Annotated in this window: 26 protein-coding genes; 23 read left to right on the top strand and 3 right to left on the bottom strand. The window is 59.3% G+C overall.

Annotated features, from left to right (window positions below; translation table 11 throughout):
- Positions 1-2 precede the first annotated feature (2 nt).
- Entirely contained in the window at positions 3-2,576 is a 2,574-nt protein-coding gene (mutS, locus tag NTD82_RS13545; RefSeq protein WP_095154053.1) for a DNA mismatch repair protein MutS, read from the bottom strand.
- Positions 2,577-2,756: 180 nt separating this feature from the next.
- Between mutS and NTD82_RS13550 the strand changes: the two genes are divergently transcribed.
- The 22 genes from NTD82_RS13550 to recX all read left to right on the top strand — a co-directional run bounded on the left by NTD82_RS13550 (position 2,757) and on the right by recX (position 21,241).
- Entirely contained in the window at positions 2,757-3,500 is a 744-nt protein-coding gene (locus NTD82_RS13550; RefSeq protein WP_095154352.1) for a helix-turn-helix transcriptional regulator, read from the top strand.
- 471 nt (positions 3,501-3,971) lie between these two features.
- Positions 3,972-4,328, top strand: coding sequence for a phage holin family protein (locus tag NTD82_RS13555; protein WP_095154052.1), 357 nt, complete (start codon positions 3,972-3,974; stop codon positions 4,326-4,328).
- A complete protein-coding gene (locus NTD82_RS13560) occupies positions 4,325-4,837 on the top strand; it encodes a hypothetical protein (RefSeq protein WP_262129074.1) in 513 nt (170 codons plus the stop codon). Before NTD82_RS13555 ends, NTD82_RS13560 begins: the two co-directional genes overlap by 4 nt.
- Entirely contained in the window at positions 4,834-5,394 is a 561-nt protein-coding gene (locus tag NTD82_RS13565) for a phage baseplate assembly protein V (RefSeq protein ID WP_262129075.1), read from the top strand. The genes NTD82_RS13560 and NTD82_RS13565 overlap by 4 nt, the downstream gene beginning before the upstream one ends.
- Positions 5,395-5,526: 132 nt before the next feature.
- Entirely contained in the window at positions 5,527-5,853 is a 327-nt protein-coding gene (locus NTD82_RS13570) for a GPW/gp25 family protein (RefSeq protein ID WP_095154049.1), read from the top strand.
- Positions 5,850-6,731, top strand: coding sequence for a baseplate J/gp47 family protein (locus NTD82_RS13575; protein WP_262129076.1), 882 nt, complete (start codon positions 5,850-5,852; stop codon positions 6,729-6,731). Before NTD82_RS13570 ends, NTD82_RS13575 begins: the two co-directional genes overlap by 4 nt.
- A gap of 1 nt (position 6,732) precedes the next feature.
- Positions 6,733-7,338, top strand: a complete 606-nt coding sequence (locus NTD82_RS13580) for a phage tail protein I (RefSeq protein ID WP_262129077.1) — start codon at positions 6,733-6,735, stop codon at positions 7,336-7,338.
- The gene (locus NTD82_RS13585; RefSeq protein ID WP_262129078.1) at positions 7,335-8,954 is read left to right on the top strand and encodes a phage tail protein; all 1,620 of its coding nucleotides are present in this window, start codon (positions 7,335-7,337) and stop codon (positions 8,952-8,954) included. The genes NTD82_RS13580 and NTD82_RS13585 overlap by 4 nt, the downstream gene beginning before the upstream one ends.
- A gap of 3 nt (positions 8,955-8,957) precedes the next feature.
- Positions 8,958-9,386: a phage tail assembly chaperone gene (locus NTD82_RS13590; RefSeq protein WP_262129079.1), complete on the top strand. Its 429-nt coding sequence runs from the start codon at positions 8,958-8,960 to the stop codon at positions 9,384-9,386.
- Between the two features lie 411 nt (positions 9,387-9,797).
- Positions 9,798-11,339: a hypothetical protein gene (locus NTD82_RS13595; RefSeq protein WP_262129081.1), complete on the top strand. Its 1,542-nt coding sequence runs from the start codon at positions 9,798-9,800 to the stop codon at positions 11,337-11,339.
- Between the two features lie 111 nt (positions 11,340-11,450).
- On the top strand, positions 11,451-12,617 hold the full coding sequence (locus NTD82_RS13600; RefSeq protein WP_110968349.1) for a phage tail sheath family protein: 1,167 nt from the start codon (positions 11,451-11,453) through the stop codon (positions 12,615-12,617).
- Positions 12,618-12,629: 12 nt separating this feature from the next.
- Positions 12,630-13,139 (top strand): phage major tail tube protein, encoded by a 510-nt coding sequence (locus NTD82_RS13605; protein WP_262129082.1) that lies wholly within the window; start codon positions 12,630-12,632, stop codon positions 13,137-13,139.
- Between the two features lie 17 nt (positions 13,140-13,156).
- Positions 13,157-13,456 (top strand): phage tail assembly protein, encoded by a 300-nt coding sequence (locus NTD82_RS13610; protein ID WP_095154044.1) that lies wholly within the window; start codon positions 13,157-13,159, stop codon positions 13,454-13,456.
- Between the two features lie 139 nt (positions 13,457-13,595).
- The gene (locus NTD82_RS13615) at positions 13,596-15,875 is read left to right on the top strand and encodes a hypothetical protein (protein ID WP_262129083.1); all 2,280 of its coding nucleotides are present in this window, start codon (positions 13,596-13,598) and stop codon (positions 15,873-15,875) included.
- Between the two features lie 9 nt (positions 15,876-15,884).
- A complete protein-coding gene (locus NTD82_RS13620) occupies positions 15,885-16,730 on the top strand; it encodes a phage tail protein (protein ID WP_262129084.1) in 846 nt (281 codons plus the stop codon).
- Complete coding sequence (locus NTD82_RS13625; protein WP_095154041.1) at positions 16,705-16,911, top strand: tail protein X; 207 nt, start codon at positions 16,705-16,707, stop codon at positions 16,909-16,911. The genes NTD82_RS13620 and NTD82_RS13625 overlap by 26 nt, the downstream gene beginning before the upstream one ends.
- Before the next feature lie 62 nt (positions 16,912-16,973).
- Positions 16,974-18,029, top strand: coding sequence for a phage late control D family protein (locus tag NTD82_RS13630; protein WP_262129085.1), 1,056 nt, complete (start codon positions 16,974-16,976; stop codon positions 18,027-18,029).
- On the top strand, positions 18,026-18,577 hold the full coding sequence (locus NTD82_RS13635) for a glycoside hydrolase family 19 protein (protein WP_095154039.1): 552 nt from the start codon (positions 18,026-18,028) through the stop codon (positions 18,575-18,577). The genes NTD82_RS13630 and NTD82_RS13635 overlap by 4 nt, the downstream gene beginning before the upstream one ends.
- On the top strand, positions 18,574-19,068 hold the full coding sequence (locus tag NTD82_RS13640; protein ID WP_262129086.1) for a lysis protein: 495 nt from the start codon (positions 18,574-18,576) through the stop codon (positions 19,066-19,068). Before NTD82_RS13635 ends, NTD82_RS13640 begins: the two co-directional genes overlap by 4 nt.
- 40 nt (positions 19,069-19,108) lie before the next feature.
- Complete coding sequence (locus tag NTD82_RS13645; RefSeq protein WP_095154037.1) at positions 19,109-19,591, top strand: CinA family protein; 483 nt, start codon at positions 19,109-19,111, stop codon at positions 19,589-19,591.
- Between the two features lie 104 nt (positions 19,592-19,695).
- Positions 19,696-20,763: a recombinase RecA gene (recA, locus tag NTD82_RS13650; protein ID WP_095154036.1), complete on the top strand. Its 1,068-nt coding sequence runs from the start codon at positions 19,696-19,698 to the stop codon at positions 20,761-20,763.
- Positions 20,764-20,773: 10 nt separating this feature from the next.
- Complete coding sequence (gene recX / locus NTD82_RS13655; protein WP_095154035.1) at positions 20,774-21,241, top strand: recombination regulator RecX; 468 nt, start codon at positions 20,774-20,776, stop codon at positions 21,239-21,241.
- A 6-nt stretch (positions 21,242-21,247) separates the two neighbouring features.
- On the opposite strand, the gene NTD82_RS13660 is transcribed toward recX, so the two are convergent.
- Positions 21,248-22,369 carry an LOG family protein gene (locus NTD82_RS13660; RefSeq protein ID WP_262129087.1) on the bottom strand — a complete coding sequence of 374 codons (1,122 nt, stop codon included), beginning with the start codon at positions 22,367-22,369 and terminating at the stop codon, positions 21,248-21,250.
- A 417-nt stretch (positions 22,370-22,786) separates the two neighbouring features.
- On the opposite strand from NTD82_RS13660, the gene NTD82_RS13665 reads away from it, so the two are divergent.
- On the top strand, positions 22,787-22,996 hold the full coding sequence (locus tag NTD82_RS13665; RefSeq protein WP_095154033.1) for a hypothetical protein: 210 nt from the start codon (positions 22,787-22,789) through the stop codon (positions 22,994-22,996).
- A 153-nt stretch (positions 22,997-23,149) separates the two neighbouring features.
- Here the strand turns inward: NTD82_RS13665 and NTD82_RS13670 are convergent, their stop codons facing one another.
- Positions 23,150-23,572, bottom strand: a complete 423-nt coding sequence (locus tag NTD82_RS13670; RefSeq protein WP_095154032.1) for a quorum-sensing-regulated virulence factor family protein — start codon at positions 23,570-23,572, stop codon at positions 23,150-23,152.
- Positions 23,573-23,606 lie beyond the last annotated feature (34 nt).

A 23,606-nucleotide genomic window follows, 5' to 3' on the forward strand; every position in this document is an offset into this window, starting at 1 on the left:
CGTTATAACAGAGTCTTCAGTTCATAGAGCATTTCGATAGCTTGGCGCGGCGTCATGTTGTCCATGTCGAGTTTGCCGATCCTTTCAATCGCCGGGTGCGGCAGGCTGGCGAACATGTCGCTCTGGTGCGGGACTTGTGGCGCGCTTGGGCTGGAGACCGCCTTGGGCACGTCATGAGGCAGGCTGGAGGTCTCCAGTCGGCCGAGGTGCTCGCGGGCCCGTTGAATCACCACGGACGGTACGCCCGCCAGTTGCGCTACCGCTAGGCCATAGCTCTGGCTGGCTGGGCCTGGGAGCACGTGATGCAGGAAGACGATGCGCTCGTTGTGCTCGGTGGCGTTCAGATGCACGTTGGCCACCAGCGGCTCGCTTTCCGGCAACACGGTCAGCTCGAAATAGTGCGTGGCGAACAACGTGTAAGCGCGCAGTTGAGCCAGTCGCTCGGCAGCGGCCCACGCCAGCGACAGACCGTCGAAGGTGCTGGTGCCACGACCCACTTCGTCCATCAGCACCAGGCTGCGTTCGGTGGCGTTGTGCAGGATGTTGGCGGTTTCGCTCATTTCCACCATGAAGGTGGAACGGCCGCCGGCCAGATCATCGCTGGAACCGATCCGGGTGAAGATGCGGTCCACCAGCGACAGTTGGCAGCCGGCTGCGGGCACGTAGCTGCCAATATGAGCCAGCAGCACGATCAATGCGGTCTGACGCATGTAGGTGGACTTACCGCCCATGTTCGGACCGGTGATGATCAGCATGCGGGTGCTGTCATCCAGGGACAGGTCGTTGGCCACGAAGGGGCTGGTCAGCACCTGTTCGACCACCGGGTGGCGTCCCTGGTCGATCTTCATGCACGGCTCGTCCACGAAGGTCGGACAGTTCAGGTCCAAGGTCAGGGCGCGCTCGGCCATGTTGCTCAGCACGTCCAGCTCGGCCAAGGCCGCAGCGGTGTCCTGCAGTGGTGCGAGATGGCTGATCAGCGTTTCCAGCAGCGCGTCATAGAGCATCTTCTCGCGGGCCAGGGCGCGGCTCTTCGCCGACAGCGCCTTGTCTTCGAATACCTTCAGCTCAGGCGTGATAAAGCGCTCGGCGCCCTTGAGGGTCTGGCGACGGATATAGTCCGCCGGCGCTTGCTCGGCCTGTTTGCTGGGCAGTTCGATGAAATAGCCGTGAACGCGGTTATAGCCGACCTTGAGGTTGGCAAGGCCGGTGCGGGCCTTTTCGCGGGCTTCCAGGTCGATCAGGAACTGGCCGGCGTTCTCGCTGATCGACAGCAGTTCGTCCAGTTCGCTGTCGTAGCCGGTCTTCAGCACGCCGCCGTCGCGGATGACGGCTGGCGGGTTGTCGATGATGGCTTTTTCCAGCAGATCGGCCAGTTCCGGATAAGTCCCGGCGATGGCTGCCAGGCGGGCCAGATGCGGCGCTTCCAGCTCGGCCATGGCGTTCTGTAGCTCGGGCAGGGCGCCGAGTGCATCACGCAGGCGTGCCAGGTCGCGCGGTCGAGCGTTGCGCAGGCCGATACGGGCGAGAATCCGCTCGATATCGCCGATGTCTTTCAACTGAGGTTGCAGCCGTTCGAAGCGATAGCTGTCGAGCAGGCAGCGAATCGAACCTTGGCGTGCTTGCAGGACTTTAAGGTCGCGCAGCGGTCGGTTCAGCCAACGGGTCAGCAGACGGCTACCCATGGCGGTCTGGCAGCGATCGATCACCGATTGCAGGGTGTTGTCGCGTCCACCAGCGAGGTTGACGTCCAGCTCCAGGTTGCGCCGGCTGGCGCCATCGAGGATAACGGTGTCATCCAGGCGCTCATGCTTGAGGCTGCGCAGGTGGGGCAGGGCGGTGCGCTGGGTTTCCTTGGCGTAGCCCAGCAGGCAGCCGGCGGCGCCGATCGCCAGGGTCAGCTTGTCGCAACCGAAGCCTTTAAGGTCCTGGGTCGAGAACTGCTGGCAAAGGCTTTTGCGGGCTGAATCACGGTCGAAATCCCACGGAGCGCGGCGGCGTGAGCCACGGCGTTTCTCGGCGGGCAGACCTTGCGGCCAATCGTCCGGGATCAGCAGCTCCACCGGGTTGATCCGCTCCAGCTCGGCCAGCAGGTTTTCCCAGCCTTTGAGCTCTTGCACCGTGAAGTTACCGCTGGTGATGTCCAGCACCGCCAGGCCAAACAGTCGCTCATCGCCGAGAACGGCGGCGATCAGGTTGTCGCGGCGCTCATCCAGCAGTGCTTCATCACTGATCGTTCCGGGCGTGATGATCCGCACCACCTGGCGTTCCACCGGGCCCTTGCTGGTGGCCGGGTCGCCGATCTGCTCGCAGATCACCACCGACTCGCCCAGCTTCACCAGCTTGGCCAGATAGCCTTCGAGCGAGTGGAAGGGGATGCCGCACATGGGAATCGACTGCCCGGCCGACTGACCGCGGGCGGTCAGGGTGATATCCAGGAGTTTTGCGGCTTTCTTCGCGTCTTCGTAGAAGATCTCGTAGAAGTCGCCCATGCGGTAGAACATCAGCTGTTCGGGATGCTGATTTTTCAGCTTCCAGTATTGCTGCATCATCGGGGTGTGTGCGGAGAGATCAGACATTCAAGGCCTTACAGCGGGTGTCTTTTGGAAGGTAGTGAAGGGCGCTAATACTACAGGGATTTCTCCTGCGACGCTGAGACGGGGGTATGTCAAATTCTCGCAGGCACAAGGGCGTGCGTGTCTTTCAGGTTGAACGACCAATGCATATTCGCATTGCTTTTCCTGTTGACCCTCGGCAGTATGCGTTCCATGCAAAAGCGCAATGTAGCCACCGTCCTTAAATCACTGCTGGACCGCCACGGGATCTCCGCCACGGAGTTGCACCGGCGAACCGGCGTGCCCCAATCCACGCTGTCGCGGATTCTCGGCGAGAAGATCGTCGATCCTTCGGACAAGCATGTGTCGAAAATCGCCGAGTATTTCGGCGTGAGCACTGACCAGCTACGCGGTCGTGTCGACCTGGGCGACAGCCGCGAGCCGGGCCTGTCTGTCGATCATGCCGAATTGCGCGATATCAGCCTGTGGGACGATGAAACCCCCGTCGAGGACGACGAGGTTTCCGTTCCTTTTCTTCGTGAGGTCGAGTTGGCAGCAGGATCAGGAAGATTCGTCATCGAAGAAAGCGAGCGCGCGCGTTTGCGTTTCGGTAAGCGCAGCCTGCGTCACAACGGCGTGCAGTTCGATCATGCCAAGTGCGTGACGGTGCGTGGCAACAGCATGCTGCCGGTATTGCGCGATGGCGCCACGGTGGGGGTCAACACTGGTAAGAGCTCCATCGGCGACATCGTCGACGGTGACCTTTATGCGATCAATCACAATGGGCAGTTGCGGGTGAAGCAGCTCTACCGCTTGCCCACCGGTATTCGCCTGCGCAGCTTCAACCGCGACGAGCATCCTGACGAGGACTACAGCTTCCAGCAGATGCAGGAAGAGCAGATCGCCATCCTCGGTCATGTGTTCTGGTGGGGTATGTACGCCCGCTGAATCCTATCCGGCATCACCCAAAACCCGCTTCGGCGGGTTTTTTTTCGCCTGTCGAAAACCCTTCGCGACCAATGCGGGCGGGGATTTGATGCGTTAGTGCAAATCCATCAGTGCAAATATTTCCAAAAATGCATTGACTGTATATGCATCCGTGCATAGAGTTTGTCTCAAGCCGGTCAGACACCGGCGGCGAGACAGGCAGCGATGAACAGGCCTCAACTGTTCAGAGGGTTGGCAACTGACCCGGGTGTGCAGCGTAAAGCACCGTAAGCAGTTATCCGGCGGGCAGGTGGCCGCGGTCGGAGGAACAATCTGAAGCGGAGGCGCCCTGCACACCAGTCGTGGCAGGCGTTTCGACAACGCATTACTGAAAAGCCTGGATGCACCGGGCTTTTTGGAATGCCGAGTGACAACTCGGTCCCATCCCCGTCCGGCCCGTCGCTGTGCGGGAAGAACAAAGGAGGCAGGACCGTGACAAGCGAGCAACAGACGTTGCTGGAAATGCCGATCTGGCTGGTGATTGTCCTGGCGTTGCTGGGCGGAGTCTCCGGTGAGATGTGGCGAGCAGACAGGGCCGGTGCCCGCGGCGGAGCGCTGTTCAGGCGGTTGGCGCTGCGGTCGGGAGCCTGCATGGTCTGCGGTGTATCGACGGTGATGTTGCTTTATGCCAGTGGCCTTTCGATCTGGGCGGCCAGCGCCTTCGGTTGCCTGACCGCGGTCGGCGGTGCGGACGTGGCCATTGGCCTATACGAACGCTGGGCTGCGAAGCGACTGGGCCTGGAGCAGCCGAACGGACAAGCAGGCAACGACAGTAAGGAGAGACCGTGAGCGAACTGAGCAGGCTACATGAGGCCATCACCGCGACCATCAAGGCTGCCATGCCGCAGCTCGAGACTGTCGGCAGCTACTCCACAGTGCAGCAGGACACGACACTGCCCGCGCTGTTCCACACCATCACCGCCTTGAGGCCGAGCACTGATCCGGGCGATGGCCACTCGTGCATCGTCGCGACATTCGAGGCGCGCATCGCCGTCGATGTCCATCGCCCGGATGCGGCGCTGGAAAGCACCGCGCTGGCTGCGCAACTGATGGTGCTGCTGCGCAAACAATATTGGGGCATCGATTTCGTCGAAGAGGCCAGTGCCATCCAGGCCTTGCCGCAAGCGACGGATTTGCCGACGGCAATTTGGGTGCTGCAATGGCAGCAGGTGCTGCACTTGGGTGAAGCCCAATGGCTCTGGCCGAATCAACCGCCAGGATCTTTGGTATTTGCTTTCGACCCGGACAGTGGTCCTGGCAAGGAAGGGGACTACAAGGCGCCGGAGGATTTCGCATGAGCTACGCAAGCGCCATGCATGACCGGATGATTTCCGCCTTGTTGATTCCTTGCCGGGTGGTGGCGGTGGACCTGGCCGCGGCCCGCGTACGGGTTTCCGATGGCGCCGGCTGGACCAGCGCCTGGGTTCGCTGGCACAGCCAGGCCGCCGGCAAGGCGCGCCACTGGCGTGCGCCGAGCATCAATGAACAGGGCGTGCTCATCAGCCCTAGCGGCGAGCCGGCGCAGGGCACCTTCGTTCCCGGCCTTTATGGCAACGCCGGCGATCAACCGGACAACCGCGAACACGTCGAAGTCTGGCGCTTCGACGACGGTGGCTCACTGATTTATGACTGGCAGGCGAGCAGCTACAGCATCGACCTGCCGCGCGGAACCCTCACCCTCAAGGTCGGCGGCAGCACGCTGGTGGCCACGCCTGATGCAATCGAACTGACCGCCGCCAACATGACCTTGAATGGCCCGGTGCGGATCAACGGAGCGCTGCAGGTAACAGGGGACATCCACGGCGGCGGCGCGATCATCGACACCGCCGGCAACACCCCGAACCACAAGCACTGAAACCTGCCCGCCGACGCGGGCTTTTTTATGCCAAGGAGAACGCCATGGCGAACCTGAATCACAACATCGCAGTCGACACCGGCCTTCCGTATGTCCACTGCCTGTCGAGTGCTGACCTACGGGAGTGACGCGATGATCGGAATGGATCGCCGGACCGGTCAGCCGTTATCCGGCATTGCACATTTGCGGCAGTCCATCGAAGACATCCTCGGCACGCCGCTGGGTAGCCGGCGCATGCGTCCGGACTACGGCAGCAAGCTGCGGCGCTTCGTCGACCTGCCGGTCAACGAGGGCTGGAAAAGCGCGGTACAGGCCGAAGTAGCCCGTGCCCTGGTGCGCTGGGAACCACGCCTGAAACTGGAGCGGGTCCGGGTGCTGTCAGTGGTGAACGGGCAAGTGAGCCTGCAACTCACCGGACAATACCTGGGCGATAGCCAGATCCTGGAGGTGACGGCATGAGTGGTATCGAACTCTCGGCGCTGCCCGCGCCGCAGGTGTTGGAAGATCTGGATTTCGAGGACATCTTCCAAGGCGACCTGGCGGCCTTCAAGGCGCACATGGGCGAGAGCTGGAACGCGCAGTTGGAAAGCGACCCGGTGACCAAGCTGTTGGAAGTCGGCGCCTATCGGACCCTGCTCAACCGGGCTCGGGTCAATGATGCGGCCAAGGCGTTGCTGCTGGCCTATGCCATTGGCAGCGATCTCGACCAACTGGCGGCTAACGTTCGTTTGCAACGTTTGGTGGTGCAGGAGGCGGATCCCAACAGCGTACCGCCGACCGAACGCATTCTTGAAGAAGACGACGCGCTGCGTGAGCGTATTCAACTGGTTTACGAAGGGCTGACCACCGCGGGCCCGCGCAACAGTTACATCCTCCATGCTCGTAATGCCGCGGGAATGGTGGCCGATGCTACGGCGGAGAGTTCTTCGCCGGCGGTCGTGGATGTCACGGTGCTGAGCCTTGACGGCTGGGGTGTCGCCAGCGCTGAGCTGCTGGCACAGGTGACGGCGCATTTGAACGCGGACGATGTTCGGCCCGTGGCCGACCGCCTGAATGTTCGCAGCGCCGAAATCCTGCCGTACCAGATCAACGCCGTGCTGCACATGGTCGGCAACGGTCCGGAGAACGAGGCGACCTTGGCCGAGTGTCGGCGCCGCTTGCAGGCCTGGATCAATCCGCGGCGGCGTTTGGGTGTTGAGGTGCCGCGCTCGGCCATCGACGCACAATTGCACATCAGCGGCGTGGCCCGGGTCGAGCTGACAGGCTGGACCGATATCCGCCCGAGCAAGGCGCAAGCGGCATGGTGTACCGGCTTCGATCTAAAGCTGGGAGGCTGACATGACTAGCCTCCTGCCTATCAACAGCACATTGCTGGAGCGGGCCATCGAGGCGGCATCGACCGACGCTCCCGAGATCCCGCTGCGTGTGCTGTACAACCCCGACACTTGCCCGTCGCACCTGTTGCACCAACTGGCCTGGGCCTGGTCGGTGGACCGCTGGAATGACAGTTGGTCCGATCCGGTCAAGCGCGCGGTGATCCGTTCCTCGTTCGACGTGCATGCCCGCAAGGGCACCCTCAGTGCGTTGCGCCGGGTGGTCGAGCCCTTCGGTTACCTGATTGAAGTGGCCGAGTGGTTCAACACCGTGCCGCAAGGCGTGCCGGGGACGTTCTCGCTGAAGATCGGCGTGTCCGAAAGCGGCATCAGCGAAGAGACCTACGAGGAGCTAACCGCCCTGATCGACGATGCCCGGCCTGTCAGCCGGCACCTCATCGGCTTGGCCATTGCCCTTGATACCAAGGGCTACCTACGCGTTGCCCTGGGCCTGAGCGAAGGCGACGACATCGACATTTACCCGCCCATCCTTCGAGACATCGAGGTGCGCGGCAACCACGGCTTCATCGGCCGTGACCATCAAATCGAAACCCTGGACGTTTACTCATGACTGACCAGAACAGCCAGTTCTTCGCGATCCTCACTGCGGTGGGGGAGGCCAAACAGGCCAACGCGAATGCTTTGGGCGTGCCCTGGACCTTCGCCCAGATGGGCGTGGGCGATGCCAACAATACCGACCCGGTGCCGTCGCGCACTCAGACCAAGCTGATCAATGAGCGGCGTCGTGCGCCGCTGAATCAGCTCACTGTCGATCCGAAAAACGCCAGCATCATCATTGCCGAGCAGGTGATTCCGCCGGATGAGGGTGGTTGGTGGATTCGCGAAATTGGTCTCTACGATGCCGCTGGCGACCTGGTCGCGGTGGCCAACTGTGCGCCGAGCTTCAAACCGCTGCTGAGCCAGGGGACTGGCAAGACGCAGGTGGTGCGGTTGAACCTGATCGTGACCAGTACGGCCAATGTGCAGTTGAAGATTGATCCTGCGGTGGTGCTGGCGACGCGGGATTACATCGAGACGGTGATCATGACTGTGTTGCCACCTACTCGGCAGGCGGGGACCTTTACAAAAGTCGAAGTCAATAACCGCGGCGTAGTGGTCAATGGTTCCAACCCGACCACGTTGGATGGTTACGGTATCGCCGACGGGATAAAGCGTGGAGAGGTCGGTCTTGGTTCCAGTTCGGCACCTGTAGCAAATGCAGATACGGTAGGGCTGCCTGGCGGTTTCTACTACGTTGGGGCTGGTGAAAATACGCTGAGAAACTACGTCAGCCTGTTGAATCTTCCTTACTCTGACCGAGGCTACACGGCGCAAGTTGCTTTTACCCAAGGAACTGCCGAACCGGTCATGCTTATCCGCACATGTAGGGCTGAAGGAAAGTTTGGTCCTGTCCGGGAGGTTTGGCACGCAGGAAATTTCAGGCCCACTGAGAAGGCGGACAGGGCTACAACGCTGGCTGGTTATGGAATCACTGACACCTTTACGATCGATCAGCTTCAGTCCCTATTTGCCAAAAAAGCGGACAAGGACAAGGCGCTGGCGGTAGGTAGCGTTAGTATGCAGCAGCCAGTGCTCTCCTCGCCGACTACCGGAGAACCAACCGGAACCTACGCCTCTGGTGCACTCATCTTGCGTGAGGCCGGAGAAGTGGGTGGGACGGAAACCCGCGAAATGTTTGCGCCGGGAATCGGGTTCCATTGGTTAGGTAACATCGCTGGCAAGTTGGTGATGGACTCTGTTGGCAAGCTGAAATGGAACGGGTTGCCTTTGCTGGTTGGTCAAGTTGCGAGTCAGGCAGAAGTTGATGCCGGAAGCACCGATACCAACGTCGTTACACCCTTCAAGTTGCGCTGGGGTTTTCGCATGCTTGTTGGCGGTAACGGTTATGTGGTTCTACCGAAGTGGCTGGGCGGATTGATCCTGCAATGGGGCGCCACTTCGGCGCAACTCGTCAATACCATTGGAACAACGACCGCTTATTTCGCCTACCCCATTCAGTTCCCCTCTGGCGCATTGTTCGTCACCACCAGCAACGTAGGAACATCCGAACCGCGCAGCAGCGGTGTTGCATCAAACGTTTATGACGCCTCTGGTCTTTTGGTCTCGTTCGAGAACGCCAGATCGGATCAGTCCGTAGCTGCTCGCTGGTTCGCGATTGGGAGTTAACACATGACAAGATTCATCACGTTCGACGATCAAGGGGTGTTGAAGGCACGCCTGATCGAAAATCTTCACACGATCCCCGAGGACGCCGTTGCGGTTTCGGAGGACTTGTGGAATCAAACTATCCAGGAAGTCGATGGCGTCTGGCGGGTCGACGATGAAGGCAACATCGCCAAGCACCCGCACGCCGTGATCGTTGACCTACCTGCTGTAGAGCGTGCCTGGCGGAACAGCGAACTGGAGCGCATCAAATGGCTCCGCGAACGCCATCGCGACCAACAGGAACTGCAGACAGTCACCACCCTGAGCAATGAGCAATTCAGCCAGTTACTGGCCTATCTCCAGGAACTGCGTGATTGGCCTCAATCCGAGGCATTCCCGGATGCCGAGCAGCGTCCGATCGCCCCTTCCTGGATAATCGAACATATCAACTAAAAGTCCGTATCGCGGGTGCCGTCCAGCCGTAAAACTCCATTACCGCCATCGAGAAGCAAGTGATTCCGGTGGATGAGGTTGCTGGTGACTTCCTTGACCTTCCTGAAGTTAGCTGAATTGTTGGATTGGAAGGAAGCTTTGCGCGATTGGCCATTAGTTAAAGTGTTTTCATGTCCCGTTTTATAGTAAATCTCACTCAATTAAGCTTTGTCGTTCCCGCCGGCCTCATATCGCTAATATTTTGAATATACGCCAGGCAGTGCTTTTTTTGGGGCGATAGTAATCAGTAGATGATAATGCATTTCTACGCCGTCTGGCTGTCGTTGATGTGCCCGGAATTGGCCTTGAATGATGCTCTACTGAAGGTTCTTATTGAGGGCTGATTAATCATGTCTTCTTCTTGGGGTAAGTATGACGAAAAATACCGAAATTTTTGTTGGCACAAGTGGAGTTGGTGGTTCGCCTGAGCCAGAGGCGAAGGTTTTATCGCGCAGTGCTAATTTGACGCTGAACAATTTTGGTGTATCGCCCGATGACTTTGGTGCTGTTGGGGATGCGGTCACTGACGATCTTGATGCATTGTACCTGGCCCTCAATGAAGCGGTCACTAGGCGGGTTCCGTTAAACCTCAATAAGACCTATGGGGCTCGTGATGTTTTCCTCATTGAGGACGTAAATGGTTTAGTTATTCAGGGCTCAGGTGGTATTCGCAGTCGTAGTGCGATCGCAACATCCGTTCTTGAAATAAAAAACTGCACCTCGATTGTTGCAAGGCCAGGCCTATATATTGATGGGGAGTCTAGGGAGAATATACAATCCGCAGTAAAGGTCTGGGCTTCAGGTTCAAAAACCTGCTCGCTTCACTCGCTTGGGTTCAGCGTCATCAATGCGACGATAGGTTGGCAGTTTGGAGATTTTTCGGCGCCTGAAAACTTGTTGTCGGAAATCGTTGTCCATAATGGTTACACTTACAATACGCCGCAGCCTATTGTTGTGATTGGTGCGCAGGCGGTAATTGAGGTAGCAAGCTATCAACTTGTTAGCCATGGTCTAGAGACGCTTGCTTCAAAAACACATGTCATTGCATGCGTATATGGCTCGGTTCTGGTAATCAATTCAGGTGAGAGCTTGATGCCAGCAGTCAATACCGGGTTTGGCTTTCTTTCTTGCCCGCTGGAGTCTCCTACTGGCTTCAATTCGTATGGGGACATCATTGTTCAAGGTACGTCAGTCGAAAATGCAAGTATTATGTTCCTTGCTTACAATCCGAGATCTGTTCCGTCGGTCAGATCTGGCAGTGGCGGGCTCAGAATGTCAGGATGCCGTGGCTATCACACTTACTCTGGGACATCTTTTCAAGGTACGGCGGATTTTAACGGAAAAGTAATTATCGATAGTACAAATAATTTTTTCCGTGGTAACACGAATACTTCAAAGCTCGCTTCGTGGCAAGGGCCTGTAGAGTATTACATTGACCCAGTAGCATTCGATGATAACTGGCAGCGAGGCTTAGCTGGAAGCACCGGTGGAATTGCTATCTTCCCCTATCAGAAGATATTTGATGCTGGATACCTGGCTGGTGCAGCGTTAAACTCCGGTGTGTCAGAACTCATTTTTAAAAGTGTGCCGGCTATTCCTGAAAATTCACATTTTTTCGAATGTTACAACTTGTCTGATGGAGTGTTCACTGTCCCCGAAGGCGGCCTGAAGAGTGTGGGGTTAAATATTTCCCTCAAGTGTTCTCAGCCGTCTCCAGCATCCTCCGTTCAGGTCTATGTGAATGGTGCTGTTTTTGATGAGTTTGGCGCCAATGCAATATATTGCAATGGATCTATTTCAATTGGCGACCTTTCGGCCGGTACGACTATTTCCGTCAAGTACTCCAACGCGGCGGGAGCGTTTATTTCGTCAGGCGGCAGTAAAGATAGAATCACCATCTATGCTCGACGCTGATGTTTGTCATGAATAATTAAATTTTTAGCCCGGCCCTGCCGGGAACTTTCTTTTGCTCAACCCATGAAGGCCCCGCACTGACGGGGCCTTCTCATATCTGGAGAAATACCAATGAGTGGATTCTTCCACGGCGTTACCGTAACCAACGTTGACACCGGTTCGCGCAGCATTGCGCTGCCTTCCTCTTCCATCATCGGCCTGGTGGACACCTTCACCGAAGGTCCGACCGCCACTGCCAAGGCCAATGACCTGGTGCTGATCACCAGCGAGCGTGAAGCCATCGCGGCGTTTGGCGCCGATGCGGCCATCACCAAGGCGTGCCAGGCGATCTATGCCCGGGCCAAGGCGGTTATCGTCGCTTGCGGCGTGGCCAAGCTGACCGACGCCGCCGAACAGACTTCGGCGATCATCGGTGGCGTGCTCGCCGACGGCAAGCGCACCGGCCTGCAGGCGCTGCTCGACGGCAAGAGCCGTTTCAACGCCCAACCACGTTTGCTGGTGACCCCGAAACACAGCGCCACCCAGGCCGTGGGCACCGCCCTGGTCGCCCTGGCCGACAAGCTGCGCGGCCTGGCCATCATCGACGGCCCGAACACCACCGACGAGGCCGCCCTGGCCTACGCCGAGAACTTCGGTGCCAAGCGTGCCTTCCTGGTCGATCCGGGCGTGAAGTACTGGGACACCGGTGCTGACGCCACTGTCGATGCACCCGCGTCGGCCTGGGTTGCCGGCCTGTTCGCCTGGACCGACAGCGAGTACGGCTTCTGGGCCTCGCCGTCGAACAAGGAATTCGTCGGCATCACCGGCACCACCCGCCCAGTGGAATTCCTCGACGGCGACGAGACCTGCCGCGCCAACCTGCTGAACAACGCCAACATCACCACCATCATCCGTGATGACGGCTTCCGCCTATGGGGCAACCGCACCCTGTCCAGCGATCCGAAATGGGCCTTCGTTACCCGTGTGCGGACCATGGACATCGTCATGGACGCGATCCTCTACGGCCACAAATGGGCGGTGGACCGCTCGATCACCGCGACCTACGTCAAGGACGTGACCGAGGGCCTGGAGAACTTCATGCGCGACCTGAAAGCCCAGGGCGCGATCATCAACTTCGAGGTCTACGCCGACCCTGAACTCAACACTGCCAGCCAGTTGGAGCAGGGCAAGGTGTACTGGAACATCCGCTTCACCGACGTCCCGCCTGCAGAAAACCCCAACTTCCGTGTCGAGGTCACCAACCAGTGGTTGACCGAAGTCCTCGACCAAGCCGCTTAAGGAGCACTACCCATGGCAATGATTCCGCAAACCCTCGCCAACCTGAACCTGTTCGTCGACGGCGTAAGCTTCCAGGGCGACGTCACCAGCCTGACCCTGCCCAAGCTCGCCATCAAGGTCGAAACCCAACGCCTCGGTGGCATGGACACCGCCATCGAGATCGACCAGGGCATGGAGGCACTGAGTGCCTCCTTCAAAACCACCGGTATTCGCCGCGAAGCGCTGAAGTTCTTCGGCCTGGCCGATAGCTCCGGTTTCAACGGCACCTTCCGCGGTGCCTTCAAAGGCCTGAAGGGCGCCATCACCCCTGTGGTGGTTACCCTGCGCGGCATGCTCAAGGAAGTGGAAATGGGCGACTGGAAAGCGTCCGAGAAACCCGAGACCACTCACGTTGTTTCCCTGACCTACTACAAGCTCGAAATCGATGGCCGACTGATGTACGAAATCGACCCGCTGGGCATGAAGCGCGTCATCAACGGCGTCGACCAACTCGCCGCCCAACGTTCGGCCCTGGGCCTCTGAGATAAGGACAAGCTCGTATGACGCAAGCAACGAAAATTCCTGCCTGGCTGACCGTGAGTGCTGACCGTGTCGTGGTCAAACTCAGCCGTCCAACCGAAGCCAATGGCGTGCAGGTCGATAGCCTGTCGCTGCGCGCGCCCACTGTACGTGACCTGCGTGCCGCGCAGTCCGGCGGCGCCGACGACGAAACCCGGGAGCTGAACCTGTTCGCTTCCCTTGCAGAAGTCGGCACCAAGGACCTGGAGGGGCTGACGCTGAAAGACTACAGCCGTTTGCAGGCCGGCTATTTTCGCTTGGTGCAAGACGACGAGCTTTGATCCCTCAAGGCACAAGGCGGCAGCGAAGCGGCTCGCGAAAGAGCTGAACTTCTCTGCCGCCGAAATCATGACCATGTCGTACAGCGACATGGTCTGGTGGCTCACAGAGTGAGTCGGGTTTGCGCGCAGGGAGGAACTTATGGCGGGCGAACTGATAGTTGAGGTAAGGATCGGAGGAGCCGTTGATCCTGCCTTGGGGCAGGTTTTCAGCCAGATCGAGCAGCAGATAGGTCAGCTCGAATCGTTTGCTGTTCGAATTGGCGAGGCCTTGAGGTTGACTACCCAGAGTGCTTTGCCTTTGGCGACGGCATTCAAGACGGCCAACGACACTGCTGCGGAGTCAGCCGGGAAATGGCAGACGGCGCTGGGTGACATTGGCAAGAAATTGTCCGAGCAGAAAGACATATTGCCCATGTTGACCAAGGCATATGATGACCTTGGCAAGGCGATGGGGGCTGCTCGATTACCTGCTTCTGGTCAGCCAACGGAGAATTCGGCTCGCGGAAAGATTTCCGATACTTCGCGGACTGTACTGAAGTCTGCGAGTAGTTCGGTCGATCGGTTCGCGAACTATGAAGGGATCATCAGCAAGCTGGTGCTCCAAGGGGAGAAAGACCCGAAGAGATGGGCGGCGCAGCGGGAGAAGGTCGAGACGCAAATTGCCAGGATGACCTATGGGACAAGCCTGAGCAAAACCGAGGCATCCAGCCAGCTCTTGAGCATGTTCAACGCAGGCATGGATCTGGACGAGCTGGTACCGGAAGGGCGACTTGCAGCCCGCTTCACCGACAGTCAACAGGTGGACGAAGGTGTTACCGCAGGCCTTTTCCGCACCCTGTCCAATGGCCAGGGGGCTGATGAGCTTGAGCGTTTGCTGAACCAGATCATTGGTCAGGCTGGCGGAGGAACGTTCGGTCTCACCAATACTGCGGAAGCAATCACACGGTTGCTTCCTCAAGTTGGAGGCGCTCCTGCAGATGCTGTCCGTTTAGCCGCGATTATTCAGCAGGTGTCGAAGAAGACCGGCAACTACAATGATGTGCTCAGTGCATCCAAGGCGCTCTTTCTCGAGTACAAGCGCGAGGGCGGGAGCAGTGCGGCCGATCTTGGCCGGTATGGCCAAGAATTTATGCCCGGGAAAACTGGTGGTCCTGGTCCTAACTACATTGAAGACAAGCTGGAGGGCCGTCGACAAACCCTGGAGTGGAAGCAGAAAGAGCGTGAGTCATCCTATGAGGGTGTGTCGATTGCAGTAGGCGACGCACTCGCGCCGATTTACTCGCACTGGACGAGCTTCATGACTAAAGGTGCCAATACTCTTGGCGCCGCCGTCGAGAAGTTAAGTGTCGTTGTAACGGTCCTGGCTGGGGCCGTTGTAGCGGGCGCCGCCCTGCTGACCGCGCTCGCGGCCATTGCCAAAGGCAAAGTCTTGCTTGGCGCTGCGAAAGCGGTCTTTGGGCCGCAAAGCAGAGTCCTTTCTGATGCTACCAAGACGATCTTCGATCCGCCTGTCGATGCTTCGGGTGACAAGCCAGGGATCAGGGCGCGTACGAAGCAAGCCGCGGCCAAGGTCGGGACGCTTGTTCCGGACGCGCTGCGTCCCTCGAAAGTCTCCCCAAGGGCAAGGGCGGGCGGTGCTTTTGTGGCGGTGGTAGGCAGCGCACTTAGTGCTGCCGATACCTACCAGAACGCCGAATCTGCCAAAGAAAAGAGCGAGGGCTATGGCGAGGCCGCCGGTGCGCTCGCTTTTGGCCTGCTAGGTGCGATGCTGGGGCCGGTGGGAGCGATGGCCGGAGGTTACATTGGCGGTCAGCTTGGAAAGCTCGCCGGCCGCAAGATTTATGAAACCTGGGGAGAGGGCAGCGAGAAAGAGGTCAGCGTCACACCACCTCTTGCGGAACTGCCTGGAGCCGATGCAGGAAAGCTGCTCACGGTGACCAAGGCACCCATGCCCGGAGCCCTTCTGCTGAAGAACTCCGGCGAAACGGGTGGCGCGACTTCCCGTTCAGGTCAGGGGGCTCCTACTCTGGCGCCGGTAATTCCTCTTCGGAGCGCGGCGATCGATAGTTCTCGCGCGGCGTTGGGGCAGTACGGCGGCGAGCATGCCCTTCAGGCTCAACGAGTAGCGCCCTTGGAAAGCGGTGATGTCGCCCGGTCCTTGGCGGGCACTGCTCCTGCGGTACTTGCCTTGCCGGAGCCTGGCTCCTCCACACCTTTGTCGATCACAGCCACCACGCCACAGCACTTCGCTGTCTCGCCCAATATCGCCATCAATGTCCAGGGTAGCGTTACCGATCCTGCCGAACTCGTCCGCGTTTTGCAGCCGGAAATCCAGCGGATGTTCAATGGATTTGCAGCCCAGGCGAACGCAGGCGGCCAGATGTATGACCGCACTGACGATCTCTATGGCTATGCCTGAGGAAAACCCATGGCCTACATGGAATCAATGCAATCCAGCCTGCGCTCGCTGGTAGCCGCGGGTGAGGCCGGACGGCGTAGCGCCGATGAAATGCTGGGGCCTTTGAATGGCGCCGTCAGCGATATCACCGGTGCAGCCACCGAGCTGGAAAATCTGCCCTTCGTGGGTGAAATCATTGGCAAGAAACTTCAACGCACCATGCGCGCCATCGAGGTGGCGCATTCGGCAGTCGGTGAGGTCGCCGCCAAGTACAGCCAGGCGGTGACAGTCATCAGCGAGGTGCAAGGGCGCCTGGAAACCTTTTCGGACCAGGCCTCCAAGGCCGCCACCGCAATTAACCGGGTAGCCGGGAAAATCAGCCCGTCCCTGGGCGCAATCCTGCCTACCGGCGGATTTGCGCCGCAGACGACACCACCCGAGGAAGCGGTCAAACCCTATCCTCATCTCCTGATTCTGCAACCGTTGCAGGCAGAGTCCGAAGCCTTCTACTTCAACCTCGATACCGCTGCGTTTCATCAATTGAAACGGACCAAGGTCTTCACCTGGGCGGGACAAGAGCGCCTTTCGCGCAGTAAGGCGCAGCAGGCGGTCGGCCAAGGGGATGACAAGATCACGATTGACGGGGTGGTGTTCCCGACCTTGAAAGGGGGGATCGGTCAAATAGAGCGGTTACGCAGCATCGGTCAGCAGTTGAAACCGCTGAGCCTGAGTACCGGCTATGGGGAAATTCTCGGGACATGGTGCCTGACCAGCGTGGCTGAAACTCAGAACAACCTGTTGGCGGGTGGCATTCCGGGAAAACAGGCTTTCACATTGGAGCTCGTGAGTTATGGCGACGATATGCAGAACGTCTGAAGGGGATCAGCTCGATACCCTCTGTCATCACTATTACGGTCATTTGAATGGCAGCCTCGAGGCGGTGCTGGATGCCAATCCGGGACTTTCCGGCGAGGAGCAGCCGCTTCGTGCCGGTGTGCTGATCAGGCTGCCCGAGTTGCTCACGGCCACCTCCACGACGGTGTTGCTGTGGGACTGAACCCTCGTTTGCACCATCAGGCCCCGCCATGTGCGGGGCTTGTCTTTTCTGGAGCCTGAATCATGCAACCTGTGTTTCGTATCGTTGCCGATGGCAAGGACATCACCGCGTTGATCAACGATCGCCTGTTGCTGATGCGCACGACCGACAAAGCGGGCATGGAATCCGATGACTTCGAACTGAAAATCGACGACCGTGACAGCGCCCTGGCCTTGCCTGCGCGCGGCGCGGAGCTGGAGGTCTACCTTGGCTATGCCGGTCAGGAGCTGACCCGGTTGGGGCGGTACATCGTCGATGAAATCGACCTGAATGGTCCGCCTGCCGTTATGGAGCTTCGCGGTAAAGCCTGCGATATGCGCGGAACGGGCAAGAGTATCCGCAGTGGTAGTTGGGAGAATGTGCCCTTGCAGCAAATTGTCAGGGATATCGCCGCGCGCAACGGCTGGCAACCTCAGTGTCCGGTGGCCACCGTTGTTCCGCGGGTCGATCAGTTCAATGAGTCGGATATCAATTTCATCACCCGTCTGGCGCGGCAATACGACTGCACCGCAAAGATTGGTGATGGCGGCTTATTGGTTCTGCCCCGTCAGGGCGGAGTGAGCGGCACTGGCAAGGCGTTGGGTGTTGTCACGGTTATGCCGCGGGACGTTCGGCGCTGGAAGTTTCATCTTAAGGATCGCGGCTCCCACGGAACGGTGCAGACCCGGCACCAGGACAGCAAGACGGGGGAGCAGAAGGTGGTTGAGCAGAAGAACGACGACAAGTCCGTGGACAACAACGCGGTTTTTGTCGACAGGCATGTCTATCCGAACAAATCTGCTGCCGAGCAGGCCGCCAAGGCCCGGTTGGCAGAGTTCAACCGTAGTACTGCGACCGTGAATCTGGAGATGAGCGGGCGTACCGATGTGTTCGCGGAAAGAACGATTCGGGTGGAGGGTTTCAAGGATGGGCTCGATGGCGAGTACTTGATCGACACCGTGACCCAGCTCTTCACCGCCACTGGCTGGGATACCTCCGTGCAATGCAACGGCGGCAAACAAGGCAAGGCCAAGGCGAAGAGCCAGAAGTCCAGTCAAACCAAATCGCTCAAGGTCGAGCAGCGCGAGGGCCAGAAATGAATCTGAATGAAACCGAACTCTTCCGCATTTATCCAAACGCCCGCCCGACAGCGGGCGTTTTCGTTCCTGCCCTGAACGCCGCGATGGCGCACTGGGGCATCGACACCCCACGCCGCATGGCCGCCTTTCTCGCCCAGATCGGCCATGAGTCCGGCCAACTGCGCTACGTGAAAGAACTGGGCAGCGACCAGTACCTGGCCCGCTACGACACTGGCAACCTGGCGCTGCGTCTGGGCAACACCCCCGAGCCGGACGGCGATGGCCAGCGTTACTGCGGCCGCGGTCTGATCCAGATCACCGGGCGCAACAACTACCGCGCGTGCAGCATGGCGCTGTTCGAAGACGAGCGCCTGCTGGCGAAGCCGCAGATGCTCGAAGAACCACAGTGGGCTGCTGAGTCGGCGGCCTGGTTCTGGCACTCGCGGGGGCTCAATCAACTGGCGGACCGTGGCGAGTTCAATCGCATTACCCGACATATCAACGGCGGCCTCAATGGTCTGGAGGACCGTCTGAAACTCTGGGCCCGAGCCCGTGAGGTGCTGTGTTGAGCACGGGGCGTTCCATCGGGCTGTGGCTGTTGCTCCTCACGGTTGCGGCGCTGACCTGGCAGGTCCAGACCTGGCGCTACGGCCAGCGACTGGCGGTGCAGGAGGGCGAGTATGCCCGTGAACGCCAGCAACTGGCGGAGACCGCCAACGTGCGGTTGCAGGACGAGCGGCAACAGCGGCTGGCGCTGGAGCAGCGTTTGCGATCCCTCGACCAGACCCATTCCAAGGAGCTTACCGATGCCCAACAGGCTCAGGCACGCCTGCGTGACCGGCTGGCTACTGCTGATCTGCGGCTGTCAGTCCTCATCGCCAGTGACGCCGCCCCCTCTGTGCCAGCCGCCTCCGGTGCCGGCGGCGTGGTTCATGACCCCACGCGAGCCCGACTTGACCCGGCGCATGCTCAACGAATTGTCGCCGTCGTCGCCGACGGTGACGAAGGACTGATCGCCTTACGCGCCTGTCAGACGTACGTGCGGGCGCTGGCGTTCTGACTGGTGTAGGGTAGGCGCCAGTTTTTCCAAGGAGCCCGTCATGGACCCGATCACCGCTCTTTCCGCCCGGCTGGGGGAACATCTGCGTCGTTTCAATGCCCAAGTGACCACCGCCGAATCCTGCACCGGAGGCGGCATCGCCGAGGCAATCACCCGCATCCCCGGCAGTTCGGCCTGGTTCGAGGCCGGTTACGTAACCTATTCCAACGCCCAGAAGACCCGGCAGTTGCAGGTGCCGGAGGTGCTGTTCGGTCAGGTCGGCGCAGTGAGCCAGGAAGTGGTCGAGGCGATGGTCCGTGGTGCCCAGGCGGCGAGCGGGGCGCGTTTTGCCGTGGCGGTGAGTGGCGTGGCCGGGCCTGATGGCGGTTCGGCGGCGAAACCGGTGGGCACCGTCTGGCTGGCCTGGGGAGACGCGGGACGCGTTTTCAGCGAGCGCCGGCACTTCGACGGAGACCGCGAACAGGTACGCCGACAAACGGTAATCGCCGCGCTAGAGGGCTTGTTACATCTTGGCGCCGAGTAAATCGCGAGTCGGGGGTAGGCGGAAATAAATCCCTGTGGAATAATACTGGCTACTTATACAGTTGTTTCTGGCCGTCAGGCCCTATCGATTACGTGAGGACTTCAATGGACGACAACAAGAAGCGTGCCTTGGCTGCGGCCCTGGGTCAGATCGAACGTCAATTCGGTAAAGGCGCGGTCATGCGCATGGGCGACCACGAGCGCCAGGCGATCCCAGCCATCTCCACTGGCTCGCTGGGCCTGGACATTGCCCTTGGCATCGGCGGCCTGCCACGAGGCCGTATCGTTGAAATCTATGGTCCGGAGTCGTCCGGTAAAACCACGCTGACCCTGTCGGTGATTGCCCAGGCGCAAAAAATGGGCGCCACCTGCGCCTTCGTCGACGCCGAGCACGCGCTGGACCCTGAATACGCTGGCAAGCTGGGCGTCAATGTCGACGACCTGCTGGTCTCGCAGCCAGACACCGGTGAGCAGGCCCTGGAAATCACCGACATGCTGGTGCGCTCCAATGCCGTTGACGTCATCATCGTCGACTCCGTGGCAGCCCTGGTGCCCAAGGCCGAGATCGAAGGCGAAATGGGCGACATGCACGTCGGCCTGCAAGCTCGCCTGATGTCCCAGGCGCTGCGCAAGATCACCGGTAACATCAAGAACGCCAACTGCCTGGTCATCTTCATCAACCAAATCCGCATGAAGATCGGCGTGATGTTCGGCAGCCCGGAAACCACCACCGGTGGTAACGCCCTGAAGTTCTACGCTTCGGTCCGTCTCGACATCCGCCGTACTGGCGCGGTGAAGGAGGGCGACGAAGTGGTTGGTAGCGAAACCCGCGTCAAGATCGTCAAGAACAAGGTTGCCCCGCCGTTCCGTCAGGCTGAATTCCAGATCCTCTACGGCAAGGGTATTTACCTTAACGGCGAAATCATCGACCTGGGTGTGCTGCATGGCTTCCTGGAGAAATCCGGTGCCTGGTACAGCTACCAAGGCAGCAAGATCGGTCAGGGCAAGGCCAACTCCGCCAAGTTCCTGCAGGACAACCCGGAAATCGGTGCGGCCCTCGAGAAGCAGATTCGTGACAAGTTGCTGAACACCAGTGCTGTTGACGCTGCAGGTAAAACTGCTGCTGCGCAAGCTTCCGCTGAAGACCTGGCCGACGCTGACGCCGACTTCTGATCCCGCGCTTATGTCCGTCGTACTCGATACCCCCGTCGCCGTAAGGCGGACGGCTATGGACCTGCTCGCACGCCGCGAGCACGGTCGTGCCGAGCTGGCACGCAAGCTGCGCCAGCGCGGTGCTTCTCCTGAAATGATCGAGCACGAACTCAACCGCCTGGCGGATGAGGGGCTGCTAAGCGAATCCCGCTATCTGGAAAGTTTCATCAGTTCCCGTGGTCGTTCGGGTTATGGCCCGGCGCGTATCCGCGAAGAACTGACCCAGCGTGGCCTGCCACGGGCTGATGTGGAGCAGGCGCTACGTGAGGCAGGTATCGACTGGCAGTCGCAGTTGAGCGATGTCTGGCGGCGCAAGTTTGCCGGGCAGTTACCGGCCGACCCGCGGGAGCGCGCGAAGCAAACCCGTTTTCTGGTCTATCGCGGTTTTTCGATGGAGATGGTCGGCCGCTTGTTGAGCGGCCGAAGCCTGGACGATTGATCTGTTTCAGGTGACCTTGAGCGGTTTCCGCGTGCGCTGAGTCACTTGTGAGGACGGTTGGCCGTTGGCCCAGTTTTCCGGCAGGTTGATGAAGTCCACCAGCTCTCGTAGCCGACCCTGGTCGCGGCCATTGAATGCAAACACAAGTCGGTGCAGATGGCTGAACTGGACATCGTCCTGGTCCTCGCCTGTGTAGGCGTGCTGGACGAAGTTACCGCTCAGTCGCAGATGGGCAAAACCGTTCTCGATATCCTCTACAGCGGCCTCACTCAACGGATGCTGCATGCGCAGGACGAACTGGTTTTTCAGCCAGCGGCTGGAGTGGTAGTTGCGGTAGAACTGGTTGATTTCCTCGACAGCCTGATCGGCGCTGTGCACCAGACGCACCAGTTTCAGGTCGCTTGGCAGGATGTAGCGGTTCTCTTCCAGTTGTCGGGTAATGAAGTTCAGCGCGTCTTGCCAGAAGGTGCCTCCTGGTGCATCCAGCAACACCACCGGAACCAGCGGGCTCTTGCCGGTCTGGATCAGCGTCAGGACTTCCAGTGCTTCGTCCAGCGTGCCGAAGCCACCAGGGCAGAGCACCAGAGCATCGGCCTCCTTGACGAAAAACAGCTTGCGAATGAAGAAAAAGTGGAACGGCAGCAGCTTGTCGGTGCCGTCGACCGTCGCGTTGGCATGTTGCTCGAAGGGCAGGGTGATGTTGAAGCCGAGGCTGTGCTCTACGCCGGCGCCCTCGTGCGCTGCTGCCATGATGCCGCCCCCGGCGCCGGTAATGACCATCAGTTCGGAGCGGGCCAGGGTCGCGCCCAGCTCGCGGGCCAGAGCGTAGATCGGATGTTCGACAGGCGTTCGTGCCGAGCCGAATACCGTTACCTTGCGTTGCCCTTTGTACTGTTCCAGCACGCGGAAGGCATGGTCGAGTTCGCGGAGGGCCTGGAGGGTGATCTTGGCGTTCCAGCGGTTGCTATCGTCGTGGGCCATGCGCAACACGGTGAGCATCATGTCCCGGTACAGCGGCAGGTTCGGGCTGTTGGCAGCGACCAGATTCAATTGCTGGTCGATATGTTCGAGGTCGATTCCCTCATTCTTGAAGTGGCTGGCGAGCAGCTCGTTAGGTTTGTAAGGCATTCAAACGTCTCCTTTCTGCAGCAAAACCTCAGACCAGATCAGGATCGGGACCTGGCCGCGACACTACTTGAGTCGCTGGCTGCGCAGGCCGGGGCTGGATGGCCCCGGCGTTGCAGTGGACCTTGAAAGGTCTCGTCGCAGTGATGATTTCGATCCCTTTGCTTGTCATCCTGGCAAGTGCAACACAACCGTCTCGGACGACCCTTTACCTGTCCGAAAGATGAAAGGTATTTGTAATCAATCTAGACCCTGCGGTGTGTTTGCGCTTGGATCAACATGTGCGCATAAGGTCATGACAGATAATCGTTTTATTCGCTTTCGCAATCAGTGCGGGACCGCTCGTCAGATGGGATCCAATCTTCCGACTTGTCTGGTTAACTGATCAATAGCGACGAGTGCATCGCAGGGAGGCTGCTAATGCAAAGAGTCCAACGCGTCATTCTTGAAATCGACAGCCAGTTGTTTCGACTTCTGCAAGGGTCGGCCCAGGCAAACAACCTGAGCCTTGAAGAGGAATGCCTGCGCAGGCTTTCAGGAGGAGAGCGGCGCTCTCGCTACCTGCAGGCGCTGGTAGCAGAGTTGCGCGCTGACGAGGAACAAAGGCGCGAAAGCAGCCAGTTGATGTAGGCTCTGTGCGATATGCATCCGAACTCGGTCATGCTGCGTTGAAAACAGGCTCGGAATGCTCATTTACAACCAGTAAACTCCGCTTCCTCGCCTGTTTTCGCCTTGCCTGACCTTCGCTCGAATACATCTCACACAGAGCCTGGCGCGGCACCATCACTTTTTCTTCTTGCCATTGAGCCCACAGCTCTGCGCATTGAAGTTCTCGGTCGCTACCGGGCGATTGGTCTTGTACTCGGTGAACTGATAAGTCAGCACAGCGCCGCGTGCCAGCAATTGGCGATAACCGGTATTGCTGCAAACACTGGAACCCAACTGATCACGCACTTTGTCAGGGTTGGCGCGCATCTGCTGAGCGTGGCTTGCCCGCACACTGAGGTGGTTGATCAGTTGCGGCCCGTGGACGGTGTAGCCTTGGTCAAGAATGTCTTCGTTGATGGCCCGTGGGGTACCGACGCTGCTGTCTTGGGCAACCTTCTCCAGCATTTGGGTCAATTCATATTCCTGCTTGGACGCGGCATTGGCGGCAAGAGGCAGGACCAGCAGCAAGCCCAGGGTAGGGGCGATAAAACGCAGCATTCATTTCTCCAGATTCGGTAACTGGCGCTTTGAC

Origin of the sequence: Pseudomonas sp. 5P_5.1_Bac1, from assembly GCF_025466015.1 — a bacterium.
GTDB lineage: Bacteria > Pseudomonadota > Gammaproteobacteria > Pseudomonadales > Pseudomonadaceae > Aquipseudomonas.